General features: G+C 68.9%; 9 protein-coding genes. 5 read left to right on the top strand and 4 right to left on the bottom strand.

Translation table 11 applies throughout. The features are described from left to right. Positions 1-1,122, top strand: a 1,122-nt coding sequence (locus Mterra_RS03345) for a P-loop NTPase family protein (RefSeq protein WP_476727196.1), incomplete at its 5' end; no start/stop codon positions are given. A gap of 375 nt (positions 1,123-1,497) precedes the next feature. Here the strand turns inward: Mterra_RS03345 and Mterra_RS03335 are convergent. After that, entirely contained in the window at positions 1,498-2,529 is a 1,032-nt protein-coding gene (locus Mterra_RS03335; protein WP_119313878.1) for a tyrosine-type recombinase/integrase, read from the bottom strand. A gap of 200 nt (positions 2,530-2,729) precedes the next feature. Between Mterra_RS03335 and Mterra_RS03330 the strand changes: the two genes are divergently transcribed. Next, positions 2,730-3,089: a hypothetical protein gene (locus tag Mterra_RS03330; protein WP_119313877.1), complete on the top strand. Its 360-nt coding sequence runs from the start codon at positions 2,730-2,732 to the stop codon at positions 3,087-3,089. Between the two features lie 79 nt (positions 3,090-3,168). On the opposite strand, the gene Mterra_RS03325 is transcribed toward Mterra_RS03330, so the two are convergent. The 3 genes from Mterra_RS03325 to Mterra_RS03315 form a co-directional block, all read right to left on the bottom strand. After that, positions 3,169-4,209 carry an ABC transporter permease gene (locus tag Mterra_RS03325; protein WP_119313876.1) on the bottom strand — a complete coding sequence of 347 codons (1,041 nt, stop codon included), beginning with the start codon at positions 4,207-4,209 and terminating at the stop codon, positions 3,169-3,171. Then, the gene (locus tag Mterra_RS03320; RefSeq protein ID WP_170159536.1) at positions 4,209-5,237 is read right to left on the bottom strand and encodes an ABC transporter permease; all 1,029 of its coding nucleotides are present in this window, start codon (positions 5,235-5,237) and stop codon (positions 4,209-4,211) included. Before Mterra_RS03320 ends, Mterra_RS03325 begins: the two co-directional genes overlap by 1 nt. A gap of 61 nt (positions 5,238-5,298) precedes the next feature. After that, positions 5,299-7,023 (bottom strand): ABC transporter substrate-binding protein, encoded by a 1,725-nt coding sequence (locus Mterra_RS03315; protein WP_119313874.1) that lies wholly within the window; start codon positions 7,021-7,023, stop codon positions 5,299-5,301. 289 nt (positions 7,024-7,312) lie between these two features. Between Mterra_RS03315 and hisS the strand changes: the two genes are divergently transcribed. The 3 genes from hisS (at position 7,313) to Mterra_RS03300 (ending at position 11,457) form a co-directional block, all read left to right on the top strand. Continuing rightward, complete coding sequence (gene hisS / locus Mterra_RS03310; RefSeq protein ID WP_119313873.1) at positions 7,313-8,605, top strand: histidine--tRNA ligase; 1,293 nt, start codon at positions 7,313-7,315, stop codon at positions 8,603-8,605. A 208-nt stretch (positions 8,606-8,813) separates the two neighbouring features. After that, a complete protein-coding gene (gene aspS / locus Mterra_RS03305; RefSeq protein WP_119313872.1) occupies positions 8,814-10,559 on the top strand; it encodes an aspartate--tRNA ligase in 1,746 nt (581 codons plus the stop codon). Continuing rightward, complete coding sequence (locus Mterra_RS03300; protein ID WP_119313871.1) at positions 10,552-11,457, top strand: PhzF family phenazine biosynthesis protein; 906 nt, start codon at positions 10,552-10,554, stop codon at positions 11,455-11,457. The genes aspS and Mterra_RS03300 overlap by 8 nt, the downstream gene beginning before the upstream one ends. The last annotated feature ends 67 nt before the right edge of the window (positions 11,458-11,524 follow it).

Genomic DNA, 11,524 nt, shown 5'->3' with positions numbered 1-11,524 from the left:
CCCGTGCCCGCCCCCGACACCCAGGCCCCGGCCGCCCTGGCGGACGAGCTCGAGGCCCTCCGCCAGGAGCTCACCCGCCTGCGCGAGGCCCGCCTGGCCTGGACCCGCTACCGCGAGCAGGACCGGGCCTACCGCGAGGCCCAGGAAAACCGCCAGCGCGCCGCCGAGCGCCTGCAGGCCATCGCCCTCGAGCTCGAGGCCCTCGAGCAGCGCCGCCGGGCCGCCGCCGAACGCCTGGGATCCCTCGAGCAGGAAGCCGCCGCCTTAGGGCTCGGCGCCCTCGAGGCCGCCCTCCAGCAGGCCCGCCAGCGCGCCCGCGCCCTGGCCGAGGAGGAGAGCCGCCTGCTGGCCCGCACCAACGCGGTGCTGGGCGAGCTCGAGCAGGCCCGCATCAGCCTGGCCCGCCGCGAGAGCACCCAGGAGGCCCTGCTGCTCGAGCTCGCCGAACTCCCTGAAGGTCCGACAGAGGAGGGCCACTCCCGCGCGCTGGCCCGCCGCCTCAGCGAGGCCGAGGCCGCCCTGGAGGCCCTGGGCGCCGTCAACCACCTCGCCGAGAGCGAGTACCAGGCCCTGGCCCAGGAGGCCGAGCAGCTCGCCGGCGCGCTGGCCGAGGCCGAGGCGGGGGTGGCGAAGCTCGAGGCCGAGCTCCGCCTGGTCGAGGGCGAGTACCGCGACCGCCTGCACGCTGCCTTCCACCGCTTCCGCGACCGCTTCCACGACTACGCCCGCGCCCTGCTGGGCGCCGAGGCCCGCGTCGAGCACGACAAGTCCGGCCTGCACCTCGTCCTGCAGCCCTCCGGCAAGCGCACCATCGACCTGGGCCTGCTCTCGATGGGCGAGCGCACCATGGGCGCGCTGGCCTTCCTCTTCGCCCTGGCGGGCACCGCCGAAGAGGGGAGGGGCCTGCCCATCGCCGTGCTCGACGAGGTGGACGCCCCCCTCGACGAGGCCAACATCCTGCGCTTCACCGAGTTCCTCCAGCGCTTCAAGGGGGAGACCCAGTTCATCCTGATCACCCACCAAAAGCGCACCATGGAAGCCTGCGACGCGCTCTACGGCGTCACCAGCGAGCGCGGGCTGAGCCGGGTGTACAGCATCCGCCGCGAGGACGCGCTGGCCTAGCGCTGAGGGCCTATGGCTCGAGGCCTAACCTGCCAGAAGCGAGGTCAACATTATGATGCCTACCCCTAGCGTGGGGAGGAACAGCAGCGCGAAAAACACGCCCAGGATTGCGCGCCGCCTGCGCGATTTTTCCCTCCGCCAGCCCATCCACGCAGCCCCGGGGGCAGCCCAGGAGAGATAGAAAGCTACGTTCCCCAGGGTCATCCACCAGGGAGCAGGCAGGATCACCGACCAGTAATAGGCCTCCCGGTGCTGGGCCTCGAGGGCCTCGAACTGAGAGGGCCACATCACCGCCGCGAAGGACCCCCAAGCCCCCAGGAGCGCTAGCCCGATGGATAGCGCCCACCCCACGCTGGCCGTAGACGGGCGCATCCCTCAATCCCCCTCGTCGATGCGGTCCACGACCTCGAACAAGCCCTCGAGGTCCATCTTGGCGTAGATGGCGCTGGTGTTGAGGTTGGAGTGGCCCAGCAGCCTCGCGGTGGCGTGCAGGTCGCGGCTGGCCTTGTAGAAGCGGGTCCCGGCGGTGTGGCGCAGCATGTGGGCGCCGCGGTAGCGTTCGGGGAAGCCTAGGGCCTGGTAGTGGCCGTTGATGACCTCGCGCAGCATGCGGGCGGTCATGCCCCGGCCGCCCGCCTTGCGCCCGCCCATGTTGACGAGCACGCGCATCTCGCCCGCCGCCGCGTAGGCCAGGCGGGTCCTGAGCCAGCGCTCGAGCTCGGCGCACAGCGAGTTGCTCAAGGGGATGGTGCGCTGCTTGGAGCCCTTGCCGCGCTTGACCTCGAGCAGCCGCTCCCGCGGGTGGACGTCGGACACCAACAAGTGAACCACTTCACTTATGCGCAGCCCGGCCTCGGCCATGAGCCGCACCGCCACCCGGTCACGCTGCAGGGCAGGTTCGGAGGGGTCGAGGTGAGCCAGCAATTCCTTATACAGGTTCAGCGGCAGCGCGGGGCGGCGCTCGTAGGCCGGGGTGGGGTCTCGAGGCGCCACCACGCCCTGGGGCAACTGGGCCGCCCCGGCCCATTCCAGCGCCCGGTACAGCGCCCGCACGCTCGCCAGGTAGGTCGCGACGCTCGAGGGCTTGAGCGGCTGGCCCTCGAGGTGGCTGCCGCGGGTCTGCAGGTCGGCGACGTAGCGGTCGAGGTCGTCGGCCGTGGCCTTGAGCAGTTGCACCAGCGGGGCGGGCGAATCCGGCGGCCAGGCCCAGGCCAGGAAGTCGCGCACCCCGACCTCGTAGGTCTCGAGCGTCTTGGGGCTCAGCGTCGCGCGCTTGCGGCCCTTCAAGATCAGGTAGGTCTTGAGCAGCTCGAGCAAGGCCGCCTCGTCGCGCTCGTGGGCAGCCCGGACCGCCTCGAGCCGCCGCTTGCCGGGATCGTGCCAGTTGGCTAGGGAAACCAGCTCCATTTCCCCAGCATAGCAAATTTCCCTTAATTTATCTTAGGGGAAATAACCGCAATTCCGGACCCTCGAGCACCGCCCGCCAGGGCCGGCAGGCCCCTCATCTCCGGTTAACCCGGCCGCGCGGAGAAAAGCGCTGCCGAAGGGCTTAACCTCGCGTTTAGTCACCGCACCGGCCCCCGAGCGCCCTGCTTATACTTCGAGCTATGACGCCTGAGGTTGCAGCCCCCATCGTTGTCGCCTCAACCGTGGTGATGGCCCTGCTCTTCGTCAGCTTCGTGGCCCCTAAGAGCGAGGAACGCAAGGCCTACGCGCGGGTCAGGGCGATCGGCCGGATGTCGCGGCTCGCCCGCAAGAACAACACCGTGCTGCGCTACCACAACGGCGTGCCGTTCGTCATCACCTTCCACCGCCACGGCTACAGCTACGTCCTCGAGGGCCGCCAGGTCAGCCGCGAGCGCCTGGTGAAGGCGCTGGGCGTGGGGGCCGAGGCCGTGGTCGCCAAGGTCGAGAAGGAGGAGGCCATGGCCGCGCCCAACCCCACCTTCATCACCCTGCCCGGCTGAAGGCGCCCTCCCCAACGCCGCGAAAAACCCCACGAAAAAACCTCCCGGGGATCCCCGGGAGGTCTCGTTTGGGCGGGGTCTAGCGCTCGCGCGGGTCGAGGGCGTCACGCAGGGCGTCGCCCAGCAGGTTCCAGCCCAGGCCGAAGAGGATGATGGTGAGGGCCGGGTAGAACGCCACGTACCAGTACTCGAGGCGGTTTTCCGCGGTGCCCTGGATCCAGGCCCGGGCGAAGCTGATGAGCTGGCCCCAGTCGGTGTAGCCCGGCGGCAGGCCGATGCCCAGGAAGGACAGCGCGGCGGCCGAGAGCGGGATGGCGCCCAGGTCGAGCACCGCGATGACGGTGATGGCGGTGAGCGAGTTGGGGATGACGTGGCGGAAGATGATACGCCAGTCGCTCGCCCCCAGCGCCCGCGCCCCGTCAACGAACTCGAGCGAGCGCGTCTTGAGCACCTCCCCGCGCACGATGCGGGCGTAGCCCGCCCAGCCCACCAGCACGAAGGCCAGGATGATGAAGTTGAGGCTCTTCCCCAAGAGCGAGGTGATCACGATCACCAGGATCAAACTCGGGAAGGCGAAGATCACGTCGATGAGCCGCTGGATCACGTTGTCCACCCAGCCGCCGAAGTAGCCCGAGATCGCCCCCAGGGTGATCCCGATGAGGAGCTGGAAGAAGACCACCGTGATCGCCAGCTTCAGCGCGGTGCGCGTGCCCCAGATGATGCCGTACCACACGTCGTAGCCGCTGCTGGTGCCGAAGATCGGGCGCACCTCCCCGGCCTCGGTCGCGATGGGCTTGAGGGGCGGCGAGGGGACCTGGGTGAAGTTGATGCGGGCGATCTGGTAGCAGCTCGCCGGGGCGGCGAACATCAGCCGCCAGAAGCTGGAGTGGGTGGGGGTGATGGCCTCGGCGGTGGTGGTCGCGCCCACGTCGCGCAAGCAGTTGTTGCCCACCGGGGGCGGGGGCGCGAGCAGCGGGGCGAACAGCGCCACCAGCAAGAACATGCACACCAGGAAGAAGCCGAAGACCGCCAGGCGGTTGCGGCGGAAGCGCCGCATCACCCTCGAGTTCCAGAAGGTGTCGCGCCGCACGGCGCTCTGGGGGGCAGGCACGGCGCTCATCAGTCGAACCTCACTCTCGGGTCGATCAGGGCGTAGATGATATCGACGGCCAGGTTGGCGAGCACCGTCAGGATGCCGCTGAGCAGGGCGAAGCCCAGCAGGCCCGGCACGTCGAAGCGGGTGGCGGTCTCGGCCCCCCAGCTGCCGATGCCCGGCCAGGCGAAGATGGTCTCGGTGAACAGCGCCCCCGACAGCAGCCCCAGCACCACGAAGCCGCCGATGGTGGCCACGGGGATGAGCGCGTTGCGGCGGGCGTGCTTGAGGTTGACGGTGCGCTCGGGCAGGCCCTTGGCGCGGGCGGTGCGCACGTAGTCCTGCGAGAGCACCTCGATGAGGCTCGAGCGCATGACCTTGATCATGCCCGCGGTGATCACGGTGGAGAGGGTGATCACCGGCAGGAACATGTGGTGCAGCACGTCCCAGAACACCGGCCAGTTGCCCGCCAGCAAAGCGTCGATGCTGAGCATGCCGGTGACGCGGGGGACGGGGTTGATGATGAGGCTGACCTGGTTCTCGGGCGACACCTGCCCGGGGCCGGGCGCGATGCCCAGCAGGCCGTAGAAGATCACCAGCAGGATGATGCCCAGCACGAAGGTGGGGATGTTGTTGGTGATGACGGTGAAGACCCGGGTGAACTGGTCGATGAACTTGTCCTTATTAAGGCCAGCCCTCGTCCCCAGCCAAATGCCAAAGCCGAGGATGGGGAGCAGGGAGTACAGGGTCAGTTCCACGGTCGCGGGGAAGCGCTCGACGATGGTTTCGACGACCGGCTTGTTCGAGGCCTTGGAAAAGCCGAGGTTCCCGCGCACGGCCTCGCGCAGCCAGTTCCAGTACTGGATATGGAACGGCTGATCGAGCCCCTTTTCGCGGATGATGGCCTCGAGGTTGCGCAGCTGGTTCTCGTTGGTGACGAAAGCCGCGGCGCGCTCGGCCGGGGAAAGGGTCTGCATCAACCCCACGATGGCCAGCGACAGGGCCAAAAGGACCAGCGGCAAGGCCATCAGGCGGCGAAGGATAAAAGCTGTCATCCAATGTTCCTCGGTCTAAAAAGGGGGCCCCGCGCCAGCACGACGCGGGGCCCGGAAACGCTTAGAGACCAGCCTTGCTCAGGACCCTCCAGTAGTTACCGGTGTGGCCGGAGAACATGATGTTGTAGTTCTCCTCCAGGCCCTTCACGCGGTCCTGGTAGGCCACGAAGCCGACGCCCGCGGGCATCAGGATGTAGTAGGACTGGTCGTAGGCCCGCTGCCCGACCTGGCTGTACAGCGCCTTGCGCTTGGCCGGGTCGATGGTCTGGCGAGCCTGGTCGAGCAGCCGGTCCAGAAGCGCATCCTTGAAGTTGGCGCGGGGGTTGTAGAAGCCGTTGGAGTGGTAGAAGGTGTAGAGGAAGTTGTCGGGGTCGGCGTAGTCGGGGGCCCAGCCGATGAGGATCATGGCCTCCTTGCCCTCGCGGCTGGAGCTGAGGAACTCCGACCAGGGCTTGGGCTGCAGCTCGACCTTGAACTTGGGGTTGAGCTTCTCGATGTTGGCCTTGAGGATCTCCATCGCGGTCTGCGAGGGGACCGAGTTGGCGCGGTAGCTGGCCCGCAGCACGAAGCCGTTCTGCCAGAGCTGGCCGCCGAAGGCCTTACGGAAGAAGGCCGCCGCCTGCTGGGGGTCGTAGGTGTAGGTCTTGACCTTGGGGTCGTAGCCGAAGAACATGTCGGGCAGCAGCATGGTGCGCTTGGTGCCCTTGCCGAGCAGCACCTCCTTGATGTAGCGGTCGTAGTCGAAGGAGTAGGCGAAGGCCTTGCGCACGTTGACGTCGGAGAAGAAGTTGGCGGGGATGCCCTTGCCGTCGAGCTTGCCCGAGCCCAGCACCGCGGGGTCCTTGATGTTCTGGTTCATGAAGATGGCGCTGGCGGAGTTGTTGGGGATGTTGTCGAAGATCTTGATCCCCGACACGCCCTGCAGCTGGGACAAGGTCGAGCGGCCGCCGGTCTCCACGAGGTCGGCGTCGCCCTTCTTCAGGGCCTCGAGGCGGGTGGCCTGCTCGCCCACGATCTGCACGATGACGTTCTCGATCTTGGGCTTGCCGCCCCAGTAGCCGTCGAAGGCGCGCAGCACGATGTTGGCGGTGTCACGGCGCACGAGCTGGTAGGCGCCGGTCCCGCTGGGGCGCTTGGAGAGGGCGGAGTCGTTGAGGTCCTTGCCCACCCACTGCTTCCAGGTGGCCTCGGTGCCGTCCCACTCGCCGATGGAGACGGCGTGCTTCTTGTCCACGATGGCCTGGCCGGTGTAGGCCAGCTTGACCAGGAGCGCGGGGTCGCGGGCCGGGAGGGTGAGCACGAGCTGGCCCTGGGCGTTGCACTTCACCGCGTTGGCGATGCGGGCCCAGGTGACGTTCTTGGGGTCGTCCTCGGCGTTGCCGGAAGTGCCCAGCAGGCTCTCGGCGATGAACCAGTTGCCCGAGTCGTGGTTGTTGGTCACCAGGTTGCGGCGCAGGCTGTACTCCGCGTCGGCGCAGGTGAACTCGTTGCCCGAGTGGAACTTCACGCCCCGGCGCAGGGTGAAGGTGTAGGTGCGGCCGTCGCTGGAGACGTTCCACGACGTGGCGAGCAGGCCCTCGAGCTCGGACACGCTCTTGCCCTTGTAGGTCACTAGGGTCTCGTAGACGTTCTCGGCGATCTCCCCGGAGGCGGTGTCGTACACCATGGTGGGGTCGAGCGTCGAGATGTCGGCGCTGGTCATGATCAGCAGCGTGTTGTTGGGCACCGCGGCGAACGCTGCGCCAGCAGCGAGGGCCAGGGCACCGGCCAGAAGGGTCTTACGCATACAAGCCTCCATTTGTAATGGATAGCAACAGGGGTTAGCCGCTATCCGCTAAACGAACACCTGGACCCTAGCAGGTCCGTCTGCGTTTGGCATCCAGGCACGGGCTAAGCCTAACAGTAAGCTTGACCGAATGCAATTTCCACCTTTCGGTGGATGCACGTCAGGATTAACCCGATTGGAACGGCTACTCGAAAATGAGACGGCGCCTTGAGCTGGCGATGGGGCGCCTATCACCTCTTCCCCATCCGGGCCTCAAGGAGGCGATGGCGGCGGTGCTAGAATGGCGCTCATGCTGACTTCGGTTCCCGGCACCAACGACGTCTTCGCCCAGAGCAAGGAGTACCCCTTCCGCGAGCCCGTCTTCCGCTACATCACCCAGACGGCCGAGCAGGTGCTGCGCTCGAGCGGGGCCCAGATGATCCACACCCCCGTCTTCGAGTACGCGGAGGTGCTGCAGAAGGGGGTCGGGGTGACCTCGGACATCGTGGTTAAGAAGGAGATGTACACCTTCGAGGATCGGGGCGGGCGGGTGCTGGGGCTGCGGCCGGAGCCCACCGCCTCCATCGTGCGGGCGTACAACCAGCACGGCATGAAGGTCTGGCCCCAGCCGGTGCGGCTGTTCACCTGGGGGCCCATCTTCCGCGCCGAGCGCCACCAGAAGGGGCGCTACAAGCAGTTCCACCAGGTCGATTACGAGGCGCTGGGCTCGGCCGACCCCCTGATCGACGCCGAGGCCATCGCGCTGATGGTGCAGGTGTACCGGGCGCTGGGGCTGAAGGGCCTGGAGGTCAAGCTCGGCTCGGTGGGCGACCCCGAGGACCGCGTGCGCTACAACGACTACCTGCGGGGGCTGTTCCGGCCCTACGCCCAGGAGCTCTCGGAGGACTCGAGGGTGCGGCTGGAGTCCAACCCCATGCGCATCCTCGACTCCAAGAGCGAGGCCGACCAGCGCATCGTGGCCGAGGCGGGGGTCCGGCCGATGCTCGAATTCCTGGGGCCCGAGGCGCGCGGGTTCCACGAGAAGGTGGCGGGCTACCTGGAGAAGCTCGGGGTGCCCTTCACCCTCGACCCCTCCATCGTGCGCGGGCTCGACTACTACGTGCGCACCGCCTGGGAGGTGCACCACAGCCGCATCGGGGCCAAGTCGGCCCTGGGGGGTGGCGGCCGCTACGACGGCCTGTCGGAGATGCTGGGCGGGCCGAGGGTGCCGGGCGTGGGCTGGGGCATCGGCATCGAGCGGGTGGCGATCGCGCTCGAGCAGGAGGGCGTGGAGATCCCCGCCGACCCGGTGCCCGACCTCTACCTCGTGCCCCTCGACGAGGGGGCCAAGCTCGAGGCCCTGCAGATCGCCCAGCGGCTGCGCCCCGCCTTCCGGGTCGAGATGGCCTACGCGCCCAAGAGCGCGCGCAAGGGGCTCGAGGACGCGCTCAAGCGCGGCGCCCGCTTCGTGGGGCTGCTGGGCGAGGCCGAGCGGGCGCGGGGCGTGGTGACGCTCAAGCACCTCGAGACGGGCGACCAGCGCGAGGTGAGCTGGGAGGCGCTGGGCGAGGCGCTGGGGCCGGTTCCCGGCGTGCGGCTGTGAGCGGCGCACGCTAGCAGGAAGGGATGGGGTGGAGGGCCGGGTCAAAGGCCCGGCCGACCGTTTTGAAACCGACGCGGGCGTCGCTTCTCCCCTGCCCTGTCGCGGGACGTCGGTAAGTGAATCTATTCACGATGAATCTAGCTCGTGAAACTTTTGTTTGCCAAGGATCAGGGGTGCCACAAGCGCTTTGAACGGTAAACTATTCACCATGCGCCGGACGCACTACTGCGGCAACGTCAACACGTCGAACGTCAATGAGCAAGTGGTTCTCGAGGGCTGGGTCAACCGGCGCCGCGACCTGGGCGGCCTGATCTTCATCGACCTGCGCGACCGCGAGGGGTTGGTACAGGTGGTGGTGCAGCCGGAAAGCCCGGCCTACGCCGAGGCCGACCGGGTGCGCTCGGAGTGGGTGGTGCGGGTCAGGGGCACCGTGCGGGCCCGGCCCGCCGAGCAGGTGAACGCCAAGATCGCCTCCGGCGAGGTGGAGGTGGTGGCGGAGGGGCTCGAGGTGCTGGCGGAGGCCAAGACCCCCCCCTTCCCCATCGACGCGGCCTGGCGCGGCGAGGAGGACCCGGCGGTCTCGGAGGACGTCCGCATGCGCTACCGCGTGGTGGACCTGCGCCGCCGCGCCCTGCAGCGCAACCTGCGGCTGCGCCACGAGGTGGTGGCGGCCATCTACCGCTTCCTCGACCGGGAGGGCTTCATCAGCGTCGAGACCCCCTTCCTCACGCGCTCGACGCCGGAGGGGGCCCGCGACTTCCTGGTGCCCAGCCGCCTGCAGCCGGGGCAGTTCTATGCCCTGCCCCAGTCGCCCCAGCTCTTCAAGCAGATGCTGATGGTAGCGGGCTACGACCGCTACTTCCAGATCGCGCGCTGCTTCCGCGACGAGGACCTGCGCGCCGACCGCCAGCCCGACTTCACCCAGCTCGACCTCGAGATGTCCTTCGTGGACCAGGAGGACGTCTTAGAGCTCAACGAGCGGCTGGCGGCCTACGTGTTCCGTGAGGCGCTGGGCGTCGAGCTGCCCACCCCCTTCCCCCGCATGGCCTACGCCGAGGCCATGAACCGCTACGGCTCGGATAAGCCCGACCTGCGCTTCGGGCTGGAGATGCACGACGTGACCGAGCGCTTCCGGGGCGGGGAGTTCCGGGCCTTCGCGGGCGCGGAGGCGGTCAAGGCGCTGGTGGCGCCGGCGGCGCTGTCGCGGCGGGAGATCGAGGAGCTCGAGGCCATCGCCAAGGGCAAGGGCGCGGCCGGGCTGGCCTGGAGCCGCTACGAGGGCGGGGCCTTCAGCGGGGGCATCGCCAAGTTCATCCCCGAGGGGCTGGCGCGGGAGCTGGGCGTGCAGGAGGGCCAGACCGCGCTGTTCGTGGCGGGGCCCTGGCGCAAGAGCGTCGAGAGCCTGGGCGCGGTGCGCCTGGAGCTGGGCAAGCGCCTGGGGCTCGCCCAGGGGGGCTTCAAGTTCTTGTGGGTGGTGGACTTCCCGCTGCTGGAGTGGGACGAGGAGAACGGGCGCTGGACCTACATGCACCACCCCTTCACCTCGCCCAACCTCGAGGACCTGGAGCTGCTCGAGCGCGACCCCGGCAAGGTGCGGGCCCAGGCCTACGACATGGTGATGAACGGCACGGAGGTGGGCGGGGGTTCGATCCGCATCCACCGCCGCGACCTGCAGGAGCGGATGTTCGCGCTTTTGGGGATCGGGCCCGAGGAGGCGCAGGAGAAGTTCGGCTTCCTGCTCGAGGCCCTCTCCTTCGGGGCCCCGCCGCACGGGGGCATCGCCTGGGGCCTCGACCGCTGGGTAGCCAACATGGCGGGCGAGGACTCCATCCGCGAGGTCATCGCCTTCCCCAAGAACAAGGAGGGCCGCGACCCGCTGACCGAAGCCCCTAGCCCGGTGGCCGAGGCCCAACTGGCCGAGCTGGGCATCGCCTTGAGGAAGTCCGATGGGTAAAGCGGGCCTCCCCTACCTGCTGGTGGACGCCTTCGCCGAGGCGCCCGGGGGCGGCAACCGCATCGCGCTGGTGCTCGACGCCCGGGGCATGGACGCGGCGCAGATGCGGCAGGTGGCGCTCAAGCTCGACCAGCCGCAGGTGGCCTTCGTGACCGACTGGGAGGGCCTGAGCTTCGAGGTGCGCTACTACACGCCTTCGGGCGAGGTGGAGTTCGCCGGGCACGCGGCGGTGGCGCTGGCCCTGACCCTGGCCCGCGAGGGCGTGCTGCCTGAAGGCAGCAAGAAGCTCTACCTGCGCGCGGCGTCGGAGACGCTGCCGGTGGAGCTGGTCTACGAGGGCGACGCGCCGAGCAAGGCCGTGGTGCGCGGGCCGGCCCCGCGCTTCCGCGACCCGCCCCTGTGGCGGCAGGTGCAGGAGTTCACCGAAGCGCTGGGCGCCAACGAGCGCTACCTGCACCGGGGCCTGCCCTACGGGGTGGCCTTCACCGGCTTGTGGTCGCTGTTCCTGCCCTTCGTGGCGCCGGGTCTGCTCGACGACCTCGAGCCCGACATGGAGCGCCTGAGCGAGCTGTGCGCCGGGCTGGAGATCGCCACCGTGCACCCCTACGCCCCACTGGGCCCGCGCAGCTTCTACGCCCGCGACTTCGCCCCGCTGCTGGGCATCCCCGAAGACCCGGTGACCGGCGCGGCCAACGCCGCGCTGGGCGCGCTGCTGGCCCGGGCCGGGGTGGTGCCGCGCTGGGAGGAGGCCGTGAAGCTCACCGTGCTGCAGGGGCACAAGCTGGGGGTCCCCGGCCAGGTCGAGGTGCGGGTGGAGTACGCCCCCAGCGGCGAGTTGCAGCGGGTGTACTTCGGGGGCACGGCCGTACTGGCCGAGTCGGGGATCCTGGAGCTGTGACGCCACGGGTCGTACGTCAGGAGGCTCGCGGCGTGCGGGGGAAGCACCCGTTCTTGTCCGTCCCCGC

It is taken from the genome of Calidithermus terrae, assembly GCF_003574345.1.
Classification (GTDB): Bacteria; Deinococcota; Deinococci; order Deinococcales; family Thermaceae; genus Calidithermus; species Calidithermus chliarophilus.
The sequence above is the reverse complement of the archived record's forward strand: the minus strand, read 5'-3'. Positions and strand labels throughout refer to the sequence as shown.

What these genes read in the sequence shown, in the direction of transcription:
- Mterra_RS03335 (WP_119313878.1), bottom strand. Translation starts at nt 2,529, where the DNA reads ATGGAGCTGGTTTCCCTAGCCAACTGGCACGATCCCGGCAAGCGGCGG.
- Mterra_RS03330 (WP_119313877.1), top strand. Translation starts at nt 2,730, where the DNA reads ATGACGCCTGAGGTTGCAGCCCCCATCGTTGTCGCCTCAACCGTGGTG.
- Mterra_RS03325 (WP_119313876.1), bottom strand. Translation starts at nt 4,209, where the DNA reads ATGAGCGCCGTGCCTGCCCCCCAGAGCGCCGTGCGGCGCGACACCTTC.
- Mterra_RS03320 (WP_170159536.1), bottom strand. Translation starts at nt 5,237, where the DNA reads ATGACAGCTTTTATCCTTCGCCGCCTGATGGCCTTGCCGCTGGTCCTT.
- Mterra_RS03315 (WP_119313874.1), bottom strand. Translation starts at nt 7,023, where the DNA reads ATGCGTAAGACCCTTCTGGCCGGTGCCCTGGCCCTCGCTGCTGGCGCA.
- hisS (WP_119313873.1), top strand. Translation starts at nt 7,313, where the DNA reads ATGCTGACTTCGGTTCCCGGCACCAACGACGTCTTCGCCCAGAGCAAG.
- aspS (WP_119313872.1), top strand. Translation starts at nt 8,814, where the DNA reads ATGCGCCGGACGCACTACTGCGGCAACGTCAACACGTCGAACGTCAAT.
- Mterra_RS03300 (WP_119313871.1), top strand. Translation starts at nt 10,552, where the DNA reads ATGGGTAAAGCGGGCCTCCCCTACCTGCTGGTGGACGCCTTCGCCGAG.